20 protein-coding genes are annotated in these 21,081 nt (G+C 46.6%); 16 read left to right on the top strand and 4 right to left on the bottom strand.

What is annotated here, in order from left to right:
- Nucleotides 1–52: 52 nt before the first annotated feature.
- Nucleotides 53–943 carry a DMT family transporter gene (locus tag NST40_RS29755; protein WP_076276263.1) on the top strand — a complete coding sequence of 297 codons (891 nt, stop codon included), beginning with the start codon at nt 53–55 and terminating at the stop codon, nt 941–943.
- 85 nt (nt 944–1,028) lie between these two features.
- On the opposite strand, the gene NST40_RS29750 is transcribed toward NST40_RS29755, so the two are convergent.
- Nucleotides 1,029–2,129 (bottom strand): FUSC family protein, encoded by a 1,101-nt coding sequence (locus tag NST40_RS29750; RefSeq protein WP_052097383.1) that lies wholly within the window; start codon nt 2,127–2,129, stop codon nt 1,029–1,031.
- 309 nt (nt 2,130–2,438) lie between these two features.
- Here NST40_RS29750 and NST40_RS29745 point away from each other — a divergent pair, with 309 nt between their 5' ends.
- From NST40_RS29745 to NST40_RS29715, 7 genes are all read left to right on the top strand, one after another.
- A complete protein-coding gene (locus NST40_RS29745; protein ID WP_036682445.1) occupies nt 2,439–3,548 on the top strand; it encodes an ABC transporter ATP-binding protein in 1,110 nt (369 codons plus the stop codon).
- A complete protein-coding gene (locus NST40_RS29740) occupies nt 3,538–4,350 on the top strand; it encodes an ABC transporter permease (protein WP_036682096.1) in 813 nt (270 codons plus the stop codon). The genes NST40_RS29745 and NST40_RS29740 overlap by 11 nt, the downstream gene beginning before the upstream one ends.
- The gene (locus NST40_RS29735; protein WP_036682094.1) at nt 4,340–5,173 is read left to right on the top strand and encodes an ABC transporter permease; all 834 of its coding nucleotides are present in this window, start codon (nt 4,340–4,342) and stop codon (nt 5,171–5,173) included. Before NST40_RS29740 ends, NST40_RS29735 begins: the two co-directional genes overlap by 11 nt.
- Nucleotides 5,170–6,243 carry an ABC transporter substrate-binding protein gene (locus NST40_RS29730; RefSeq protein ID WP_038573734.1) on the top strand — a complete coding sequence of 358 codons (1,074 nt, stop codon included), beginning with the start codon at nt 5,170–5,172 and terminating at the stop codon, nt 6,241–6,243. The genes NST40_RS29735 and NST40_RS29730 overlap by 4 nt, the downstream gene beginning before the upstream one ends.
- 169 nt (nt 6,244–6,412) lie before the next feature.
- The gene (locus NST40_RS29725) at nt 6,413–7,087 is read left to right on the top strand and encodes a response regulator transcription factor (protein WP_341164464.1); all 675 of its coding nucleotides are present in this window, start codon (nt 6,413–6,415) and stop codon (nt 7,085–7,087) included.
- Nucleotides 7,084–8,451: a HAMP domain-containing sensor histidine kinase gene (locus NST40_RS29720; protein ID WP_076278281.1), complete on the top strand. Its 1,368-nt coding sequence runs from the start codon at nt 7,084–7,086 to the stop codon at nt 8,449–8,451. The genes NST40_RS29725 and NST40_RS29720 overlap by 4 nt, the downstream gene beginning before the upstream one ends.
- A gap of 225 nt (nt 8,452–8,676) precedes the next feature.
- A complete protein-coding gene (locus NST40_RS29715) occupies nt 8,677–9,657 on the top strand; it encodes an alpha/beta hydrolase (RefSeq protein ID WP_036682085.1) in 981 nt (326 codons plus the stop codon).
- A gap of 66 nt (nt 9,658–9,723) precedes the next feature.
- Here NST40_RS29715 and NST40_RS29710 read toward each other — a convergent pair whose 3' ends face one another.
- From NST40_RS29710 to NST40_RS29700, 3 genes are all read right to left on the bottom strand, one after another.
- Nucleotides 9,724–10,545 (bottom strand): class I SAM-dependent methyltransferase, encoded by an 822-nt coding sequence (locus NST40_RS29710; RefSeq protein WP_342410269.1) that lies wholly within the window; start codon nt 10,543–10,545, stop codon nt 9,724–9,726.
- A 157-nt stretch (nt 10,546–10,702) separates the two neighbouring features.
- Nucleotides 10,703–11,554, bottom strand: coding sequence for a 1,4-dihydroxy-6-naphthoate synthase (locus NST40_RS29705; protein WP_076124051.1), 852 nt, complete (start codon nt 11,552–11,554; stop codon nt 10,703–10,705).
- On the bottom strand, nt 11,554–12,249 hold the full coding sequence (locus NST40_RS29700) for a futalosine hydrolase (RefSeq protein ID WP_081387418.1): 696 nt from the start codon (nt 12,247–12,249) through the stop codon (nt 11,554–11,556). The genes NST40_RS29705 and NST40_RS29700 overlap by 1 nt, the downstream gene beginning before the upstream one ends.
- Before the next feature lie 281 nt (nt 12,250–12,530).
- Between NST40_RS29700 and NST40_RS29695 the strand changes: the two genes are divergently transcribed.
- The 8 genes from NST40_RS29695 to mprF all read left to right on the top strand — a co-directional run bounded on the left by NST40_RS29695 (nt 12,531) and on the right by mprF (nt 21,035).
- Nucleotides 12,531–13,001 carry a MarR family transcriptional regulator gene (locus tag NST40_RS29695; RefSeq protein ID WP_076124049.1) on the top strand — a complete coding sequence of 157 codons (471 nt, stop codon included), beginning with the start codon at nt 12,531–12,533 and terminating at the stop codon, nt 12,999–13,001.
- Nucleotides 13,002–13,197: 196 nt separating this feature from the next.
- Nucleotides 13,198–14,046, top strand: a complete 849-nt coding sequence (locus NST40_RS29690) for a neutral zinc metallopeptidase (RefSeq protein WP_076124048.1) — start codon at nt 13,198–13,200, stop codon at nt 14,044–14,046.
- Nucleotides 14,047–14,161: 115 nt separating this feature from the next.
- A complete protein-coding gene (locus tag NST40_RS29685) occupies nt 14,162–14,563 on the top strand; it encodes a DoxX family protein (RefSeq protein ID WP_036682076.1) in 402 nt (133 codons plus the stop codon).
- A 17-nt stretch (nt 14,564–14,580) separates the two neighbouring features.
- Nucleotides 14,581–15,531 (top strand): ring-cleaving dioxygenase, encoded by a 951-nt coding sequence (locus tag NST40_RS29680; RefSeq protein WP_076276260.1) that lies wholly within the window; start codon nt 14,581–14,583, stop codon nt 15,529–15,531.
- Nucleotides 15,528–16,148 (top strand): alpha/beta hydrolase, encoded by a 621-nt coding sequence (locus NST40_RS29675; RefSeq protein ID WP_342410268.1) that lies wholly within the window; start codon nt 15,528–15,530, stop codon nt 16,146–16,148. Before NST40_RS29680 ends, NST40_RS29675 begins: the two co-directional genes overlap by 4 nt.
- A 163-nt stretch (nt 16,149–16,311) precedes the next feature.
- Nucleotides 16,312–17,535, top strand: coding sequence for a multidrug effflux MFS transporter (locus NST40_RS29670; protein ID WP_342410931.1), 1,224 nt, complete (start codon nt 16,312–16,314; stop codon nt 17,533–17,535).
- A 115-nt stretch (nt 17,536–17,650) separates the two neighbouring features.
- A complete protein-coding gene (locus NST40_RS29665) occupies nt 17,651–18,001 on the top strand; it encodes a FlxA-like family protein (protein ID WP_076099710.1) in 351 nt (116 codons plus the stop codon).
- A 367-nt stretch (nt 18,002–18,368) separates the two neighbouring features.
- Complete coding sequence (gene mprF / locus NST40_RS29660) at nt 18,369–21,035, top strand: bifunctional lysylphosphatidylglycerol flippase/synthetase MprF (protein WP_341004098.1); 2,667 nt, start codon at nt 18,369–18,371, stop codon at nt 21,033–21,035.
- Nucleotides 21,036–21,081 lie beyond the last annotated feature (46 nt).

Genomic DNA, 21,081 nt, shown 5'->3' with positions numbered 1-21,081 from the left:
GCTCTTGTTTATTGTATCATTTGTGATGAATCTACACCAAGGAAGTGAACAAATGAATCAGCAGAAGAAAAGTATGATCCTTCTTATTTTTTTGGTGATTGTATGGGGCATTAATTGGCCTATATCCAAAATCGCCTTAGACTATGCTCCACCTCTATTATTTGCAGGTATTCGAACCGTCGTAGGCGGTATTATTCTGATTCTAATTGCACTGCCCAAGGTGAAGGAGCTTCGCTTCAAGCAGCTCTGGCCGATCTATCTGATCTCGGCGGTACTTAGTATTGTGTTCTATTATGGATTTCAGACGATTGGCTTGCAGTATGTTCCGGCGGGATTGTTCTCATCGATTGTATTTTTGCAGCCTGTATTGCTAGGTGTTTTTTCTTGGCTGTGGTTAGGTGAGAGCATGTACGGGCTTAAAATGGCTGGTTTGCTGCTTGGCTTTCTCGGGGTAGCCTCTCTTAGTATCGGCGGAATTAATGGGAGTATCTCCATATGGGGAATTGTGTTGGCTTTAGCCAGTGCCTTAAGCTGGGCATTAGGAACAATATATATGAAACGGAATGCTGTACGTGTGGATATGCTGTGGATGACGGCTATGCAAATCACGATCGGTGGCATCATTCTGCTACTTTCGGGATCAGCTACGGAGAAATGGTCGGATATCACCTGGAGTGGAACCTTTATTGTGGATACCTTGTTTATCGCAATCTTTGTTATTGCTCTGGGCTGGCTAATTTATTTCAAGCTGATTAACGAAGGAGAAGCAGGAAAAGTAGGTTCATTCACCTTCTTGATCCCCCTGATCTCGATAGCAACCAGCGTAGTTTTTTTGAAAGAGCAGATTACCATAAACCTTGTGATCGGATTATTGCTGATTGTCAGCAGTATTGTACTGGTAAATGTGAAGATAGGGCGTGCTGCCAAACAATCAGTCAGTTAAATTTGTTGGATGGTTGTAGTAACCAATCGTGCTAAAGGGCATTATGTCTAATAGGGATTGAACATAAAAAAGGACACTCCCAAGCTTAGAGCTTCTGGGAGAGTCCTTTTTTAATTAAGCGTATAGCGCGTGTGATTTCAGCTGTTGAAGGCCGAGCTGCAACTACGTAAGTAGCAGAACTAGCACGTTCCACTTCTTCGAGTACCCGGTTTAAGTGACTGAAGAGCGCTCCTAGATCACGAACAGATGACAGTGAGCACCGTCCTTGCAGTTCAGAGAAGCTGGCCGCCTGCAAGTCGCGGGCACGATGCAGACAATCTGTAAGTGAACGTTGGCATTCAGCCTTGGATAAGGTCTTGGTACCATAAACAGCTATACAATCGGCTGTTGCCTCCAGCACTTCCAGCATCCAGTCAGAATTGGCATGATGTGCTGGCAGCAAGCAAATATCGTCGGCAATTTCTTTAACATAGGAATGAATGGTCTTTAGATGTGCTGTGGCTTGTATAAGTCCCTTTAGATCACCACGACACTGATAGTGAGCAATGGTATAGAACATTTCCTTCTGTTGTTGATTGCTGGCAGACAGCAGTTTACCTGCTTGCTCCAGCATATTATTATCCTTTGATGAATCTCTTCTTATGCCTACGAGACCTTTTAAAGCATCCGAAAGTAGAAGGCTTCCATCGAGTGCCAATGCTTTTACCTTGACGAACCTGTTCGGTGGAACGATAATCATATTGATGATCAAGGCAATGAGCACACCAATAAAGGTTTCGGCGACTCTCCACAGCACGTAATCATTGTGATAAAAGGTAAGGGCCAGAACCGAGGTTACCCCCACCTGCGAAACCGCTTGGATATTCATCCGACAGGCTGTGGCAATTCCAATCCCGATGAGCAGAATTAGCAGAATGGAAAATGCACCTACATCGAAGAATTGGCCTACAATCAGGCTGACAATTCCGCCGATAATAATGCCGATTAGGCGGTAGATTCCTTTTTCAAGTGAAGCCTTCACACTGGCTTGAGTAATTAGAATGGCTGCAAGCGGTGCAAAGTATAAATATTGGTCACCATATAAACTGTGTACGGCTACCCAGGATAGTGATGCGGCAAGCGTAATTCGTATCATGTAAAGCGAGAATCCATATTTTTCAAGGCGGTCTAGTAACCCCTCGTTCATTATCATTCATCTTCTTTCGTAAAAATAAGAAAACCACACTGGCTTTTCAGTTCGTTTTCATTATAGCACCTCAAAAAGGGCAGGGAAGACTGGACTTTTTACAAACTTGTTAAGTTTATGCTTAGCATTTAACAATGTAAGCTATCGCATATAATGGTACAATCTAATATGCTATATCTATTGGAGCGTCGAAGGAGAGGGAAAATTGTCGCTTATTAGCGCTGAGCATACTCATTTCGATTGTTCTCCGCAAGATGCGGGTAAAATAGTATTGTATTACTAAGGTAAGGGAGGTTGTTAGCTATAGCTATTCAGGAAGGTACCATCATTTCATTTGAAGAAGTTACTAAGCAATATGACGACGAAGATCCGGTGTTAAAAGGAGTCAGCTTTGAGATAGAGCGCGGCAAATTCTATACACTACTTGGTCCATCTGGCTGTGGTAAAACGACTATTCTTCGATTGATCGCCGGGTTCGCTGAGCCAACGAGCGGTTCTATTTATTTAAATGGAAAAGTAATTAACCACATTCCCGCCAATGAGCGGCAGGTCAATACGGTATTTCAGGATTACGCATTGTTTCCACACCTGAACGTATTCGAGAATGTGGCTTTCGGACTGCGCATTAAGAAGCTTAAGAAGGATGTTATCACGAAGAAGGTGCAGGAAGCGCTAAGCTTCGTTAACCTTGTGGGTTATGAGCAGCGTGCGATTAATGAAATGTCCGGCGGTCAGCGCCAGCGGGTTGCCATTGCCCGGGCGATTGTGAATGAGCCACAGGTTCTACTGCTGGACGAGCCTCTATCGGCGCTAGATCTCAAGCTGCGCACGGAGATGCAGTACATACTGCGGGAAATGCAGCAGCGGTTAGGCATTACCTTTATTTTTGTAACGCATGACCAGGAAGAGGCACTCGCGATGTCCGACTGGATTTTTGTCATGAATAAAGGAAAAATCGAGCAAAGCGGCACCCCTAACGATATTTATGATGAGCCGATTAACCGTTTTGTGGCGGATTTTATTGGCGAATCGAACATTGTGCCGGGAGTTATGATCGAGGATTATCTGGTGGAGTTTAACGGCCGCCGCTTCGAATGTTTCGATGCCGGGCTCAAACCGAATGAATCCGTAGAGATTGTTATTCGTCCTGAGGATTTGGAAATTTCTACGCTGGAACAGGGTAAACTACGTGTGCGGGTTGATTCCCAGCTATTCCGGGGCGTGCATTATGAAATCAGCTGTTATGATGAATCCGGGCATGAATGGCTTGTGCATTCTACACGTAAGGCGACTGTAGGCAGTGAAATTGGCCTTTATTTTGATCCGGAAGCGATTCATGTTATGCGTTTCGGTGAAACGGAGGAAGAATTCGACAGACGTCTGGAAGCTTATGGCGAGGTGGAGAGTCATGAAGAATAAGGGCAAATCGTACTATCTCATCCCTTATTACCTCTGGATCGCATTGTTTGTAATTGCACCGGTAGTGCTTGTCATCTATTATTCGTTATTTGATTTGGATGGCCATATTACTCTGGATAATTACGTCAGTTTCTTCACCCCTGTATATTTAAAAATGACGCTGACCTCGTTCTGGTACGCGTTTCTGATTACAGCATTCTCTTTGCTGGTTGCCTATCCGGCGGCTTATCTGTTGACGAGAACCAAACATAAGCAGCTGTGGTTATTGCTGATTATTTTGCCGACATGGATTAATTTGCTGCTAAAAACCTACGCTTTTATAGGGATATTCGGTACATTTGGTCCGATTAATAATTTCTTTGATCTGCTTGGAATCGGAGAACAGCAAATTTTGTTTACGGGCTTCAGTTTTGTATTTGTATCTGTCTATATTTTTATTCCGTTTATGATCCTGCCGATATACAGCGCTTTGGAGGATTTGAATTTATCCTTGCTGGATGCGGCACGTGATTTAGGGGCTTCGGGCTGGACCACGTTTAGACGTGTTATTTTTCCGCTGACCATTTCGGGAGTACGCTCAGGCTGTATGGCAGTATTCATACCTGCGCTGTCCCTGTTTATGATCACCCGTCTGATTGCAGGCAACAGGGTCATTACGCTGGGCACCGCAATCGAGCAGCATTTCCTGGTCACTCAGGACTGGGGCATGGGTTCTACAGTTGCAGTGTTTCTGATTGCCATTATGGCGCTGTTTATGATTATCACAGGCGGATCGCGGAAAGGGGCGCGGAATGAGAAATAAAAATGGATTCTCTAACCTCTACCTAGTTCTGGTGTTCATTGTTCTGTATGCTCCTATCTTCTATTTAATGTATTATTCGTTCAACAGTGGGGGGACGATGCATAAGTTCGAGGGCTTCACGCTGGATTACTACCGTGAGGTGGTCCAAGATAAGCGCCTGATCATCATCGTAATCAATACGCTTGTGATCGCGCTGCTATCCTCGGCTATTGCGACCCTTATCGCTATTATTGGTGCGCTGGCCATTAAAAGTGTGCAGAATCGCCGCGCCAAGAACACCTTGCTGTCTCTGAATAACGTGCTGATCGTCAGTCCAGATGTCATTATTGGTGCTTCGTTCCTTATCCTGTTCACCATTGCTGGCATCAAGCTGGGTTTCGCATCTGTTCTGCTCTCACACGTTGCATTCAGTGTGCCGATTGCCGTATTGATGATTTTGCCGCATCTACAGGAAATGAGCCCTACATTAACGGATGCAGCCCGTGATCTTGGGGCAAGCCGTAAGGATGTGCTGACTAAAGTAATTTTGCCGATTATTAAACCAGGGATATTCAGCGGATTTTTTATGGCGCTTACGTATTCACTGGATGACTTTGCGGTTACGTTCTTCGTAACAGGCAACGGTTATTCGACGTTATCGGTTGAGATATACTCTAGAGCCCGGCAAGGGGTGTCGCTATCGATTAATGCGCTGTCGACGCTGATCTTCCTGTTCACCATTCTGCTCGTGGTGGGTTATTACTTCCTGACCCTTAAGAAAAATCGCCATAACACAGCAGAAGCTGTGGCGGAGCCTGTTGCAGAAGCGGGGGTGCCTAGATGAAACAGCTGATAAATGCTTTTCTGGCGATCCTTATCACGGCATTTGCGCTCATGTACTTGGGCTCTTGGATGAATTCGAGAGAGGGTTATTCAGGTGGGAACACACTGACTATCTATAACTGGGGCGACTATGTTGATCCCGATCTATTGAAGGAATTTGAAAAAGAGACCGGCTTAACAGTCATTTATCAAACCTTCGATTCCAATGAAGCTATGTTGACCAAGGTTGAGCAGGGTGGAACTACCTTTGATGTTGTAATCCCTTCGGATTATGCCATTGCTAAGATGAAAGAAGAAGATCTGCTCATTCCGCTGGATCATAGCAAGATTTCGAATCTAAAGAATATTGATTCACGCTTTATGGACCTCTCGTTTGATCCGGGTAACAAATATTCTGTGCCTTATTTCTGGGGGACCGTCGGGATTATTTTCAATCCGGAAATGACCAAGGGCATGGACTTCACCAGCTGGGATTCTCTCTGGGACAGCAGACTGCATAATAACATCTTCCTGGTAGACGGAGCCCGTGAAGTGATGGGCATGGCTTTGAACAGCCTGCATTATTCCGTTAATGACAAGGAAGAGGCACATCTGCAGGAAGCACTGACCAAGCTCAACAAGTTGTCTCCTAATGTGAAGGCGATTGTCGGTGATGAGATCAAGATGCTGCTGGCAAATGAAGAAGCTGCGGTTGGGATTGTCTGGTCCGGCGATGCTTCCGAGATCATGGACGAGAATGATAAGCTGGATTATGTAGTGCCGGAAGAAGGCTCGAACAAGTGGTTTGATAACATGGTTATCCCTCGGACAGCGAAAAATGTGGATGGAGCGCATCAGTTCATCAACTTCATGCTCCGCCCAGACGTTGCTGCTAAGAATGCAGAATATGTAGGTTATTCCACGCCTAACATTCCTGCGCTGGAGCTGCTTCCTGAGGAAACTTCTGAGGATACCCGTTTCTATCCACCAGCCGAAATTACGGACCGGCTTGAAGTATACGATAACCTTGGCAAACGGATGCTCGCTCATTATAATGAGTTGTTCCTAATGTTTAAGATGAATAAGAAGTAAGCTCACTAAAGCTAAAGCGAAACGACATTAAGAGCGTCTACATACGGGTAACCGTGTTAGGCGCTCTTTTTCGGTTTGATCATCGTGTAACCTCAAGACAACAGACAGTTTAGCCGAAAGTATAATATAGTATAATAGTAAGAATGGACAACAGGAAAAGAGGAAACGAATGCCTACTATACTGGTTGCTGACGACGATGCGAACATTCGCGAACTTGTCTGTTTATTTCTCCGCAACGACGGATTCGAAACAGTTGAAGCTGTGGATGGCAAGGAAGCGCTCGCCGTATATGCTGGAACACATGTCGATCTTGTCGTGCTGGATATTATGATGCCAAATATGGATGGTTGGATGCTTTGTAAGGAGCTCCGCAGAGCTAATCCTGATCTTCCATTACTTATATTGACTGCCAGAGGCGAAACCTGGGAGAAAGTGAAGGGCTTCGAATTAGGCACGGACGATTATTTAACTAAACCTTTCGATCCGTTAGAGCTGACGGTTCGTGTTAGGTCATTGCTGAAACGATATCGGATTGGCTCCACGCAGATGATCCAAATTGGCAATGTCATCCTTGATCGACAGACCTATAAGGTGATGAAAGGCACGGAGTCATTTGCCTTACCCCTTAAGGAGTTCGAGTTGCTGTACAAGCTTGCTGGAACCCCTGGACAAGTCTATACGCGCGAGCAGTTGATCGATCAAATTTGGGGAATTGATTATACTGGAGATGATCGGACGATTGACGTGCATATTAAACGCCTGCGTGAACGGTTTGCGACTACCCCTGATTTTCGTATTGAGACGGTGCGTGGACTTGGCTACAGGCTTGAGGTGTACGAATGATTAGATCCATATATACACGCGTTGTACTGACCTTCTTAGCCTCCGTAATCGGGGGCACAATCATTGCTTTGTTTGTGGCAACTTGGGTATTCGAAGATAAACTGAACGAGAACTCGCGAATTCCCTTATTGCATTTTGGGCAGGATATTGTCAGGGTTTACGAGACCTTCCCATTTCGTGAAGCCAACTCTTTCGTAAGTGGAATGAAGCAGCTTGATTCCTACCACATCCGAATTTTCGACGAAGCGGGTAAATTCCAATCTTACGGAACGCTTAATGGGCACAAGCCGGTCCCTGTAACTATGGAAGAAATAAAAAAAGTTCTCGCAGGAGAAGTATATCAACCTCATAACAGGAATATTTCTGCGCTTCTCCTAGGCTTACAACTGAGAACGGAAGACGGCACCAAAGCGATGTTTGTGGAGACGCTTAATCCCCCTTCCGTCACTGCCAGAAGGAACTTGGTATTAAATTTCTTGCTCTATTCATTGATAGCTGGAAGCCTCTTGATTCTGGTAGCTGCAATGTTCTTAGTCAGACCGATCAAGAAGCTAACCAAAGCGACCAGAAGAATAGCAGCTGGTGATTTTAACGTCGAGCTGAATATTAAGCAAACCGGTGAGCTAGGTACCTTGGCTCGCAGCTTTGAAGAAATGATGCACGATCTGCAGCAGCTTGAGCAGATGCGTAAGGAGTTTGTATCCAATGTGTCGCATGAGGTCCAGTCTCCGCTCACCTCAATATCTGGGTATGCGATTGCGCTCAAGCGAGTAGATCTTGCAGAACAAGAGCGAAATCGTTATCTGGATATTATTATCGCTGAAGCAGAACGGATGTCTAAAATGAGTGACAGCCTGCTGAAGCTGAGTTTATTAGAATCGCAGTCCCAGCAGCTACGGCTAACTACATTCAATCTGGACGAACAGATAAGAAGAGTAATCGTAGCGATTCAGCCGCAATGGTCAGCTCGTAACATCAGCTTCGACCTTGATCTGAAGCCTATTATCCTACTGGCTGATTATGACCTGTTAAGTCAGGTATGGACTAATCTCCTTGGCAACAGCATCAAGTTTTCTAAGGATAACAGTGTAATTAACGTCAGCCTCAAACAAGATATCAACAACGTGACCGTTCGGGTAACAGACACTGGCATCGGGATTTCACTTGAGGATCAGCAACGTATATTTGAACGGTTCTTTAAGGCTGATCGATCCCACAGCCGTAAATATGGTGGCAGCGGGATGGGACTTGCCATTGTTAAACAGATCGTAACGCTTCATAAAGGGGATATCCGCGTGGAAAGCGAACCCGGCCAAGGAACGACCATCGTTGTCACCCTCCCAATTATAGCGCCGACAGAGTAATTAGCTTCCAGGCGGTGCCTTGCGAGGGCTTGAATGCATCCCGAATTTTTCATGCTACAGCAGTACAGGCAAGTTTTCTTGTCTTGTGCTGCCGTAGCATTTTTTTTACCTGTTCATTTTCAGTTCATATTGTCGTCATGAGGGGTACATCTTTGTTAGTTATGATCTCATTAGCGAAACGTTAAGGGAACTTAATAAACAGATTAAAGACAGGAGAAGATGAGGGTGACACAACAAGCGGACAAAAAAACGGGGAATGGACAGAAAAAACATAAACTGCGTAACCTGTTGCTCAAAATATTAGGAGCAATAGTGATCGTGGTCGTACTTTTTCTAGCCGTTGTCTATACAGTTAATGTGATCAGCAACAAAACAGATCAGAAAAAAATACAGCACTATGGTCAGTTAGTCCCTGTTGACGGGAAAAATATGAATGTTTTGATTCAAGGAGAAGGTAAACAGACGATCGTGCTCATACCAGGCTTTGGAACAGGAGCGCCAGCGCTTGATTTCAAGCCGTTGATTGATGAGTTATCACCATTCTACAAAGTGGTGGCGGTTGAACCGTTTGGGTATGGACTCAGTGATGAAACGAAAAAAGAACGAACTACAGAGAATATCGTTAGTGAAATTCATGAAGCCGTTCAGAATCTTAACATTGACCAATACATTCTAATGGGCCACTCGATTGGAGGTATTTACGGATTGGAATATGCGAAGAAATATCCAAACGAAGTGAGTGCTTTTGTGGGTATTGATAGTAGTGTTCCGGAACAAGGCGGTATGGATGTTAAATTTCCAATTAAAAAATTAAAGCTGCTTAAAGATTCAGGGATTATAAGATTGGGCTTGCAATTAAGCGGTGACCCTTATGATGGACTGCCATTTGATGATGAAACCAAAAAACAAATGAAATTGATTTCGCTTAAAAATATGAACAATTCCACTACCTTAAATGAAATGGAACATATTTATCCTAACTTTGTTGCCTCCAGAGGCTTAACATTCGACAAGAATCTTCCCATTATCTTCTTTATACAAGCGAATAATACTACCGTGAAAGACTGGATTCCTCTACATGAAGGGCAAGTCAAGGATTCAGTGCATGGAAAAGTAATGACATTTGAAGGCGGACATTACTTACATCATTCAAAATCCAAAGAAATCGTAGAGAACCTAAGGGTATTCATGGAGGAAGTTAAATAAAAAGAAGAAAACGCTCCGAACTCCTCATATGAGGGGGCGGGGCGTTTTTTTGGTTGTGATCGAAGATTATTTGATGCCGATTCTCATTCGGTAGCTGATCAGAACCTCTAATGTTCTGCCTTTAAAATGCTGTTCAACTGCGGCGGTGTAAGCGGCGATGTCTTGCTCAAGCAAGGTAGCGTCTAGTTTCATTACGGTTTGCACTCCCCCTTGACTTAGGGTTAAACCAATATATCGCTGGGCATCGCAGGACTCTAGGTTGTGGAATACGATTTCTCTGGCAAAAGAGAAGGCTCCACTAGCTTTGATCCGTGACAAATGACCTTCTTTGTCCCATTTATGTGCTCTCTCCTCATTAGGTAAAAGCGAAGCCAGCAATTCTTCTGTTTTGGAGATCAGCTGGTTGTATCGTTCTTCTACATTTTGCTGAAGAGATAAAGGCCAATCGCAATCGTAGGCGGCAAAGACTCCGCCTTTTTTTAAGACCCGGGAGATTTCTTGCAGTGTACTTTCAGGATCCATCCAGTGGAATGATTGCGAGCAGGTAACTATGTCTACACTATCTGATGCAAGCGGAAGCTGGTTAGAGTAGCCTTGCACAAAAGTAATTGATTGGGATGCTTCTAATCTGCTAAGTTTATCGATTGCTTTTCCCAACATATCTGGATTGGGTTCGATACCGATTACGCGTTCTGCGAAATCGTTCCAGAGAAAAGTAGACAAACCCGTACCGCAGCCTATATCTGCGACGAGTGAAGGGTTGGTACCTAGGTAATCTGTTAGCAATTTGATAATCATCTCAGGGGCTTCGGGACGGTAGCGGTCATATTCATTTTGAAAGCCCAAAAAGCGGTCGATGTTTTGTTTGCTGTTTTTTTCAGGTATCATGTGATCCTCCCTCATAGATCATGTTTATAGGTCTATTGTATAATCACTGGTTCGATAAGCCAAATAATGTCTGGCTGGAAGGCTACGTAGAATAAATAAAATCCCCGGAGAACACCTTATAGGTGTGGCCGGGGATTGTTAAACTATCTGGTAAATGCTAACGAAGCAGTGCTGGATCGATTGCAGGCACAAGTCCTTCTGCCGCAGCACGATTAAGCAGGGCAGAGATTGCGGCATAGCCGTCCTCACCCAGATTCATCGAGAAGTCATTCACGTAGAGATCGATGTGGGATTTAGCCACTTCAGGAGCCAACTCTTGAGCATGGCTAAGCACATAGTCTCTGGAATCCGTTGGATGATCCCACGCATACTGAAGAGAGCTGCGAATCCAGCCGGTGATAGCATCGGCATCTAAATCACGGCGGGCAATGATAGCGCCGAGAGGAATGGGCAGTCCGGTATCGCTTTCCCACCAGCTGCCTAGATCAGTCAGCATATTAAGACCATAAGAGGCGTAAGTGAAGCGGGCTTCGTGAATAACCAGCCCTGCATCGATATGGCCATCCCGTACGGCAGGCATAATCTCATCGAAAGGCATTACGACTATTTCGCCGATGCCTCCAGTTACATTTTGTGCTGCCCATAATCGGAAAAGCAAATAAGCCGTAGAGCGTTCGCTAGGTACAGCAATCCGGCGTCCGGCTAGCTTTTCTGGGCGTTTGACCGCATGGGGTCCACTTGCTGTAAGCAGCAGCGGGCCGCAGCCGCGTCCTAAAGCACCGCCGCATGGCAGCAGTTTGTACCGCTCCAGAACCCAAGGCAGAGCAGCGTAGGAGATTTTGAGGACTTCTGGTCCTTCTCCGTCAGCAGCCAGCGTATTGGTAATATCAATGTCGGCATAGGTTACATTCAGCTTAGGTGCATTCGGGACAAGCCCGTGCGCCCAGGCATGAAATACAAAGGTATCGTTAGGGCAAGGGGAAAAAGCGATATTAAGCTCAGTTGTCATTACAGCACCTCCAGTAATATAGCGGCTGCCGCCGTTAATGCTTCCATTGCATCACCGATCTTCCAAGCGGCCCGGTCGCGGGGACCGACCGGGTTCGAGATGGCGCGGAGCTCCAGTACCGGGAGCCCCAGCGCCTGAGCGGCCACGGCAACTCCGTGGCCTTCCATCGCTTCCGCGACGGCATGGGGATGCCGCGCGAGATGGGCGGCGGCCGTCTCCGCGGTGCCGGTCGCCGTCGAGACCGTAAGCACGGTGCCCGTGCTTACGGGTAACCCGGCCGCAGCCAGCGCGGCCGAAACCGCTTGCACCGTGCCGCGGTCAGCCGGCACGGACACGCTGCCGAAGCCGAGCTCGGCAGCGCTGCGGAAGCCCTCCGGCGTCTCGGCCCCGAGGTCGGCGGCAATCATCTCGCTGGCTACAACCAGCGAGCCTAAAGGCGCCAGCCCCGGGAATCCGCCGCCGATCCCGACGCTCAATACGCAGCCGTAAGAACCGGCTGCGAGTGCCGCGGCGGTTCCCGCCGCCGCCGCTGCCGGCCCTGCGCCGGCAGCGATAACATGGAACCTGTCGCTGCCTTGCAGGCCGCGCAGGACCGCGTCACGCTCCGCGTCTACGGCTGTCACGATCAGCACGCGTCGTGCTCCAGCCTGCCCCTCCATAGCTCCTTCGGTAGGGGTTGGATTGAACGAACTCATCAGGTCGCCTCCTTTAGGGTATTGAAATCGCTTACTAAAGAGTCATTCGTAAAGACAAGAATACGCCCTTTTATAGGTCAGGTCAAACTTGGGGTGATTTTTATCACTCCCTGTAAAGTGTCAAAGGAAAACTTACCGGTCTCTAGACGGAAGTGACTTTTTTAGAGATGAGGTTGACAAGGAGGATGGGAAGTCGTATAGTTATCTTAAATTAAAGATACTTAACGTAAAGACAAATAAATGGATTGAATACAAGTTTGATTGAAGTGGAGGTGGAATTGATGAGTGATAAACAAATAAATCTGCGTAATACAGAGAGTGCACCTGACGAAGAACAAGCCGCCTCACTGAAATTGTTCGTAGTCTTATCTAAGGCTTATAAAAGCCTAATGGATCATGCGGTGAAGGATATGAAGAGTTATGGCTTGGCTTCGGCTGAATTCATGGTGCTTGAAGTACTTTACCATAGAACGCGGATTCCGCTGCAACAGATTGGGGAGAAAATTCTCGTTACGAGCGGAAGCATTACCTATAATATCGACAAGTTGGAGAAAAAGGGACTGCTGAAACGTGTACCCTGTAGCGAGGATCGCCGCGTTACTTATGCGGAGATTACGGATGCAGGCCGTGAACTGTTTGATGAGATTTTCCCCCGTCATGTAGCCTCAATTCATGATTTGATGGGTGGATTAGATAAGGAAGAGAAAGTTCAGGCTATCGAATTAATGAAAAAGCTTGGCAAAGGTGTATAGGCGCTGCGAACATGACGAATAACTAGGCGCTTCTATAAGGTTGGAAGTAGTTCGGCTCCATCCTCATTCTCCCAACTCCAGTAAGTATAAGTGAAACCCTGCTTTTTTGGGTATATCACTAATAAGATATTTAACTTAACGAAGCCAGGTAGCCATTTACTTAAGATTACCTGATATTTCGACTGGGGGCTTGGCCATGAAATGGCAGGGAAGAAGAGGGAGTTCGAACGTGGAGGACCGCAGAGGCATGAGCGGCGGCGGCAAGATGATTGGTGGCGGGATCGGAGGAATTATCCTTGTCCTGGTCATCACGTTACTCAGTGGAGGCAATGCCGGGGATATCCTGGGAAGTTTGACTTCCACAGGCTCCAGTTCAACGGCCCCTTATGAACAGACCGCAGAGGAGCAAGAGCTTGCGGAGTTTGTATCGGTAGTTCTTGCCGACACAGAGGAGGTTTGGGGTGAGATTTTTCAGCAGCAGGGAATGACCTATACGGACCCCACCTTAGTGCTATACAGTGGGAGTGTAGACTCTGCTTGCGGAACAGCCACCTCGGCAGTTGGTCCCTTCTACTGTCCGGGTGACGCCAAACTGTATATTGATCTGAGCTTTTATGATGAGTTGCAGCAACGCTTCCACGCGCCGGGCGACTTCGCCATGGCTTATGTCATTGCCCATGAGGTTGGACATCATGTACAGACATTACTAGGCACCTCGAAACAGCTCGATTCCCTTCGCCAGACGTTGAGTGAGAAGGAGTACAACAGATATCAGGTTCGTTTTGAGCTGCAGGCTGATTATTTCGCCGGTGTCTGGGCCAATCATGCTCAGGGTATGAATCTGCTGGAGGAAGGCGACTTAGAGGAAGCTCTGGCAGCTGCAAGCGCCGTCGGCGATGATACGATTCAGAAGCAAGCTCAGGGCTATGCAGTGCCGGATAGTTTCACTCACGGTACCTCAGAGCAGAGAAAGCGCTGGTTCTACAAAGGTTTTAACTCGGGTACGATTAAGGGCGGCGATACGTTTAACGCCTCCGAGTTGTAGATAGAAGAGGGAAGAGGAGAGCAGCCCATAGGTTATTCCGGTTCGCCTGGCGCTCTTTTTTACCCAATATCTTAACATTAAGATAATTAAATCGAAGGAATAGGGGAAGGTAAAAATGATAAGTGTAGGACTGTTATTAATGAGATTGGTGATTGGGCTTGCTTTTATAGGACATGGCGCACAAAAGCTATTTGGATGGTTCGGAGGATACGGTCCGAAGGGTACGGGAGGCTGGATGGAGTCCATCGGAATCAAACCGGGTGTGACTATGGCGATTTTAGCAGGGATTATGGAGCTGGTGGGCGGATTTATGTTCGCGGCAGGACTGTTAACGCCTGTTGCAGCGGTGTTAATCGCTGCCACGATGCTGGGGGCAATCGTTAAGGTTCATGCTCCAAATGGTTTCTGGTCCACTTCGAACGGAATTGAGTTTCCACTCACGGTTTTGGTATTTGCGGTAGGTGTGGCGCTTACGGGACCAGGTTCGATTTCTCTAGATGCATTGTTTTTTAACTAAGAAGGGAGTTTATAATAATGACACTTCAAACTGCAGGAATACATCATATTACAGCTTTTGTCGGAGACGCTCAGCGCAATGTTGATTTCTACGCCGGGATTCTGGGCCTACGGCTCGTGAAAAAAACGATTAATTTTGATGCTCCAGAGGTCTATCATTTATACTTTGGGAATGAGCAGGGTTCGCCGGGAACGATTATTACATTTTTCCCTTCACCTGTAGGGCGTAGAGGCAGAATAGGCAGTGGTCAAGTTGGCGTAACGATCTACGCAGTGCCGGTCGGTGCTCTGCAATTCTGGGAACAACGCCTTGCTGAATACGGAATTTCGGTTACAAAGGGAAGTCGGATCTCGGAACCCTATTTATCTTTTGCCGATTACGACGGTCTGCGGATTGAACTGGTGGAACGTGAGGAAGGCCCGCTCAGTAAGTGGTCCTTTGGTGGGATTCCTACTAAATACGCGATCAAAGGTTTTGGCGGGGCTGTGCTGTATAGCGGCAATCCGTTGCAAACAGCTGAGACACTTGTTCATACGCTGGGTATGGAACATATTGCTGACGGAGATGGATATACTCGCTATAGAACCAATGGGGAACTAGGTAATATTATTGATTTGAAGACATCACCCGTTCCGCTCGGAGCGGGAGGTGCAGGGACAGTTCATCACATCGCGTGGCGGGCAAAGGATGATGCAGAGCAACTGGAATGGTCGCGCCATGTACAGAGTCATGGGCATAGACCTACACCCGTTCAAGACCGTCAGTATTTTAATGCGATATATTTCCGTGAAAGAGGAGGAATCCTGTTCGAAATCGCTACAGATCCTCCAGGTTTTGCCCGTGATGAAGCCCCAGATGCGTTGGGTGAAAAGTTGATGCTGCCGTCCTGGTTTGAGCCGCATCGCGCGGCCATCGAAGAAAACTTAACGCCTATTCAAGTAAGAGAAATTGAGGTGAAGCAGGGATGATTCATGTATTCCGTAAAGGTAAAGATATAACTAAACCTACATTAGTGTTGTTTCATGGCACAGGTGGTAATGAGCAGGATTTGCTGCCGCTGGCTGAGATGGTATCGCCAGATTCATCGGTGCTAGGTATACGGGGCAATGTGCTGGAGAATGGCATGCCACGATTCTTCCGTCGGCTGGCAGAAGGAGTGTTCGATGAAGCGGACTTAGTTTTCCGCACCCATGAGATTAAGCAGTTTCTGGATGAGGCGGCAGAGAAATACGGGTTTGATGCCAACAATCTGGTAGCGGTTGGTTACTCTAACGGTGCAAACATTGCTGGTAGCCTTCTGTTTCATTATAAGGACATTTTCCGCGCGGCAGTGCTGTTGCATCCGATGGTGCCATTACGCAATGTGGAGCTTCCTTCTCTAGAAGGGGTGTCTATCTTTATTGGGGCAGGTACGAATGATCCGCTAATAACATCTACGGAAACTCAGGAGCTAGAGGGGATTCTGCAGAAAGCAGGCGCTGAGGTTACAACCCATTGGGGCAATCAAGGTCACCGCTTGAGTATGGCGGAAGCCGAAGCCGCCAAAGATTGGCTACAGGGGTATAGCACATCTCAAAATGCATAAAACAATTAGGATAACCGCCTTTTGGCGGTTATTTTTAAGTTATTAGCCCCGAATGAGGCCTTATAAAAGGATTGATCATTTGAGTTCCTTTACGTTAGTATGAAGAATACAAAAAAGGCCCCCGGGTTGCTTTAGAAAGGTTGACGTAAGGATCATGATTGGAATGCAAAATGCTAATAAACTTGCTGTAGATGGACCCTCAAGGAAGCAGAGATTGCAACTTGCTGTTATTCTGGGCTCCATTACAACCATTGGGCCGTTGTCGATTGACATGTATTTGCCAGCACTGCCTACACTTGTCGACGATTTCGGTACGACAGCTGCTTTGGTGCAGCTAAGTCTCACCTTCTTTTTATTGGGACTGGCCTCGGGTCAGTTAGTAGCTGGACCACTGAGTGATGTATATGGACGTCGCCGTCCACTGCTTATAGGGATGTTCATCTATGCCGTTTCCTCAGTGCTATGTGCTTTTAGTCCTTCGATTGGACTTTTAATTGTTTTGCGGTTTATTCAAGGTCTTGCTGGTTCAGTGGGTGTAGTTGTCTCTAGGGCGGCTGTGCGTGATCTGTACAGTGGCTCTGAACTAACGAAATTTTTCTCTTTATTGATGATTGTTAATGGTCTGGGTCCGATTTTGGCTCCAGTCATTGGAGGCCAGCTCTTAAGAGTGACTACATGGCAGGGGATATTCCTCGTATTATTTGCTGCCGGAATTATTTTTTGCTTAACGATTCTCCTGCGCTTGCCTGAGACATTGCCGAAGGAGCGGCGCTCCAAGAGTGGGTTGAAGGGTACTTTGCTTACCTTTAAGGTGTTACTTGGCAACCGCAAGTTTATGGGTTATGCCTTGTCCCAAGGTTTTGTTACAGCGTCTATGTTCGCTTATATCTCTGGGTCATCTTTTGTTTTGCAAAATATTTTTGCGGTTACTCCGCAGGTATATAGCTTGATCTTTGCTGTGAACGGGATTGGGATTATTATTACGGGTCAAATTGCCGGCAGACTTGCTGGTAAGGTGAGTGAGACGAAGCTACTGCTTAGCGGGTTGCTGCTCTGTACAATGGGGGGCGTCTTGCTGCTGCTTACGATCCTGATGGGGGGAGGGCTGATTCCTATTCTAATCTGTCTGTTCGCTGTTGTCTCCAGTGTGGGGATTGTCGGCGCAACCAGCTTCTCACTTGCAATGCAGGACCAAGGAGAAGCCGCAGGCAGCGCTTCGGCCTTGATAGGGCTGATCCCGCTGCTGCTTGGTAGCTGTGTAGCACCGCTTGTGGGTCTTGGAGGCGTAGATTCAGCCCTTCCAATGGCGATTGTGATTGCCTGTACGGGTGTTCTCTCTATTCTGTCTTATCTTCTGTTGGTCAAACGGGGGAATTCCAATTATTGACATTTTATCCTTATAACCTTGAAAGAGAGCAATACTTTCAGCAAACTTTCAGCGGGTTTTAACGTTCCTTATCTGCAAAAGGATTATATTGGAGGTAAGGAAGGGAGGGATGATTATGAGTATATCCGCAGTCTCAGGTTCTACATCGTATACTACCTCGACGTCTAGTACTACAGATACCAGCGCGCTCGAGAAACAAAAAGCGAAGCTGGAAGCCGAATTGGACAAGATTGATGCCAGCTCGGATGACGCGAAGACCAAAGAAACGAAAACGAAACAAATTGAGCAGCAGATCAAGCAAATCGAGGCACAAATTTCCCAGAAGTCGCAGAGCAGTGCTTCCGCTGCAAGCAGTAGTGCAGAAGCACCTGCCAAACCTGCAAACAACGCGCTTGCTGCGGCAAGCCCGCAAGAAATCGCTACCGCAACAACGAATAGCCAAGGCAGATTTGATATTCGTGTATAAACCATACTAAGTCGTGTTACATAACAAAAAGGGCATCCTTTGCCGTGAGGGATGTCCTTTTTGTTATGTATTTTTAAGTTTAGACTACAATTTAAATGTTCTTTTATCACATTGTTGGCCAATACTAGAAAGATACCCCTAAAATAAAGTTCCGTCATATTGATCTGTCCAGCTTCGTAATATATTAACTATGCTTATCCTCATTTCCCAAAAAATCTTTAACTGTTGCAGGGGTTAGGGATTTGCTGGCAGTCTAATAGAGTAGGTGTTGATTATCACGGGTCTTCTATTCCAAGAATTGCTATAATGGACTAGTTGTAAAAATTGTCTAGCACAACGTGTGTCAGCGGTAAAGGCAGGTGGGCTCATGCATTCAAAGCAACAGACATTAGAAAGATTCAAAATTGTAAGACTGATCTTATCTATCTATCGGATCCGGGCGGTCAGAGCTCTTTTTCCAGTGGCTATCATAGCGTTCGTATACTGGGAGGGGCAACATGAGCTGAAGCAGGTTCATTTAGGACTTATAATGCGTGAACTAAGGCGAGTACCTACGTCTGCTATTTTGCAAATGATTGGTTTTTCACTTCTTTCCGTAGCTGTGATGAGTGCTTATGATTATTTGATTCGGGCACATTTTCGTTTAAAAGTAGGGCTGTGGAGTACCTTTCGGTATGCATGGATTGCTAATACATTTAATAACTTGATTGGGTTTGCAGGTCTGGCTGGAGTTGGTTTAAGGACGCTGCTGTATAAAAAAAGCGGAGTGCCGACCTCCGTGCTAACACCCGCCATTGTATTTCTTTCGCCGCTTATGATTACCGGGTTATCACTACTTTCATGGGCGAATATCTTTGGTTTACTCCCGGCAACGGCTTTGCTGGAAGAACATCGCTGGCTGGTATTTGCAGTATGGGGTATGGCGCTTTATTTGCCGGTTTTTGTGTTTGTGCAGCGCTCATCGCTTTATGCGAAATGGATTAACCGGGGAAAAGGCAGAACATCCTGGCTTACAGTCGTTAACTCCGTCGGTGCTTCCTTTCTGGAATGGAGCTTTGCTGGCGTGACGTTTTGGACCATCAGCAGCCATCTCTTGGATGAGGTCCATTTTATAGCTATCTTTGGTATATTTACGATTGCTGCTATTGCCGGAATCTTGAGTATGGCACCCGGCGGTATCGGTGCATTTGACCTTATCGCCTTGCTCGGGCTGACACAGCTTGGCTACCAGACCGATAAGGCGATGGCGGTGCTTGTCATCTTTCGATTGTTTTATTATGTCATTCCTTGGTTGATTGGATTGGTGCTGGCTGCACTGGAAATTGGTCTGCAAGGAAAAAAGGATCAAGATCGTTCAGTTCCAGGGTTCGAACCCTCTCTTAACAAATGGCAGAAGATCTGGGGCTGGCCGGGTCAGTATACCTTTCTGAGCGATCTTGGGATGTGGGCTCTTGGTAAGCTGGTACTAGCTAGCGGGCTTATTCTCTTACTATCTGCAGCAGTACCCGGATTGCTGTATAGGTTGAAGATTACGGAGGAAATATTGCCGTTTCCGGTAATGCAGCTTTCTCATCATCTGTCTGTCCTTATTGGTTTTATGCTGATTTTATTGTCGCGGGGCATTACATTGCGGGTCCATAGTGCATATGTATGGACTAGCATACTTCTGTTTATTGGATCATTGTTTGCAGTCACTAAGGGTTTTGATTATGAAGAGGCGCTTTTGCTACTTATAGTAGCGCTTATTCTTTGGATATCCAGATCGCGGTTTTATCGGATTAGTGCGCCAATCAGCAGACAGAGCGCGATCCGGTGGTTTGCCCTCACTTCAGTAATTGCACTAAGCTACTATCTGATGGGCTGTTATGTACATCGTGGATTTCTGAAGCATCTGCCTCCGGGTGTACAGCCTGAATGGTTGCAGCGATATAGTCATGTTGCATTTACGGCAGTGGGAGGATTGGTCTTGTCTTGGGTACTGCTCATAATGTGGGTAAACCTCAGGCCCCATCATAAGGAGAACGAGCTGTTCGGGACCTTGGATGTAGCTAAGCTGAAACATTTTCTAGATGGAGTTCAAGGCAATACCTTAACTCATACTTTGTTTTTGGGTGATAAGGGCTTCTTCTGGGCTCAGAACGATAAAGTGCTGCTCGCTTTCGCCAGAGTTAGGGATAAACTCGTTGTGCTGGGTGATCCGCTGGGAGAGAGAAGCTTAATAAGTGAAGCCGTCAGTGAATTTAGACAAGCTGCAGATCAGTATGGTCTGGTTGTAGTTTTCTATCAAGCTTCACCTGCTTTTTTATCGGTCTATCAGGAGCAGGGCTATCGCTTTTTTAAGCTGGGTGAAGAGGCAGTGATAAGCCTTGATAACTTTGCACTCAGTGATCTGAAGAATGGTGATCTGCAAAGGGTAAGCGATCGTTTTGAACGGGAAGGCATGATTGTTGAAATTACAGAAGCGCCGCATGCTGATAGTTTGCTGAGAGATCTGCGAACGATTTCGGACGAGTGGTTGAATGGCCGAGCGGAAAAGGGTTATTCGTTAGGGTGGTTTAAGGTCGAGTATCTGCAACGGGCTCCCATTGTGGTGCTGCGGAACACCAAAGGTACAATACTGGCATTTGCTTCTATTGCCCCAGGGTATGATCAAGGATTGACCCTGTCCGTAGATTTGTTGCGCCAGCGGAAGAATGTGCCAAACGGGACGGTAGATTATTTATTGGTTTGTATGCTGGAATGGGCGAAGTCCAAGGGGTATCGGCGATTTAATCTAGGCAACACTCCTCTATCATCCAGTGGGGGTCAGGACCCCGGAGCTCTGAAGGAGGAGAAGCTGGCTCATCAAGTGTTTAATAGAGGTGGGCATGGGCATGGTTACGGTTTTGCCAGATTGCGTCGTTACAAGGAAAAGTTCAATCCGGAGTGGGAGCCGCGTTACTTAGCTTATCCAGCGTCCCTAACATTACCCGTCTTAACGCTGGATCTGGTGAGGCTTGTATCCCGCCATCCGGAGCATAAAACGAATAACTAAAAAAAGGTGCCCAACGCCAAACGGCGTTGGGCACCTTTTTAATCAG

Source organism: Paenibacillus sp. FSL R10-2778 (assembly GCF_038593035.1).
Classification (GTDB): domain Bacteria; phylum Bacillota; class Bacilli; order Paenibacillales; family Paenibacillaceae; genus Paenibacillus_AQ; species Paenibacillus_AQ odorifer.
This window is presented reverse-complemented; position numbering and strand designations above follow the sequence as displayed.

Coding starts and splice junctions, on each gene's coding strand:
- NST40_RS29755 (WP_076276263.1), top strand. CDS start 53: ATGAATCAGCAGAAGAAAAGTATGATCCTTCTTATTTTTTTGGTGATT.
- NST40_RS29750 (WP_052097383.1), bottom strand. CDS start 2,129: ATGAACGAGGGGTTACTAGACCGCCTTGAAAAATATGGATTCTCGCTT.
- NST40_RS29740 (WP_036682096.1), top strand. CDS start 3,538: ATGAAGAATAAGGGCAAATCGTACTATCTCATCCCTTATTACCTCTGG.
- NST40_RS29735 (WP_036682094.1), top strand. CDS start 4,340: ATGAGAAATAAAAATGGATTCTCTAACCTCTACCTAGTTCTGGTGTTC.
- NST40_RS29730 (WP_038573734.1), top strand. CDS start 5,170: ATGAAACAGCTGATAAATGCTTTTCTGGCGATCCTTATCACGGCATTT.
- NST40_RS29725 (WP_341164464.1), top strand. CDS start 6,413: ATGCCTACTATACTGGTTGCTGACGACGATGCGAACATTCGCGAACTT.
- NST40_RS29720 (WP_076278281.1), top strand. CDS start 7,084: ATGATTAGATCCATATATACACGCGTTGTACTGACCTTCTTAGCCTCC.
- NST40_RS29710 (WP_342410269.1), bottom strand. CDS start 10,545: ATGATACCTGAAAAAAACAGCAAACAAAACATCGACCGCTTTTTGGGC.
- NST40_RS29705 (WP_076124051.1), bottom strand. CDS start 11,554: ATGACAACTGAGCTTAATATCGCTTTTTCCCCTTGCCCTAACGATACC.
- NST40_RS29700 (WP_081387418.1), bottom strand. CDS start 12,249: ATGAGTTCGTTCAATCCAACCCCTACCGAAGGAGCTATGGAGGGGCAG.
- NST40_RS29695 (WP_076124049.1), top strand. CDS start 12,531: ATGAGTGATAAACAAATAAATCTGCGTAATACAGAGAGTGCACCTGAC.
- NST40_RS29690 (WP_076124048.1), top strand. CDS start 13,198: ATGAAATGGCAGGGAAGAAGAGGGAGTTCGAACGTGGAGGACCGCAGA.
- NST40_RS29685 (WP_036682076.1), top strand. CDS start 14,162: ATGATAAGTGTAGGACTGTTATTAATGAGATTGGTGATTGGGCTTGCT.
- NST40_RS29680 (WP_076276260.1), top strand. CDS start 14,581: ATGACACTTCAAACTGCAGGAATACATCATATTACAGCTTTTGTCGGA.
- NST40_RS29675 (WP_342410268.1), top strand. CDS start 15,528: ATGATTCATGTATTCCGTAAAGGTAAAGATATAACTAAACCTACATTA.
- NST40_RS29670 (WP_342410931.1), top strand. CDS start 16,312: ATGCAAAATGCTAATAAACTTGCTGTAGATGGACCCTCAAGGAAGCAG.
- NST40_RS29665 (WP_076099710.1), top strand. CDS start 17,651: ATGAGTATATCCGCAGTCTCAGGTTCTACATCGTATACTACCTCGACG.
- mprF (WP_341004098.1), top strand. CDS start 18,369: ATGCATTCAAAGCAACAGACATTAGAAAGATTCAAAATTGTAAGACTG.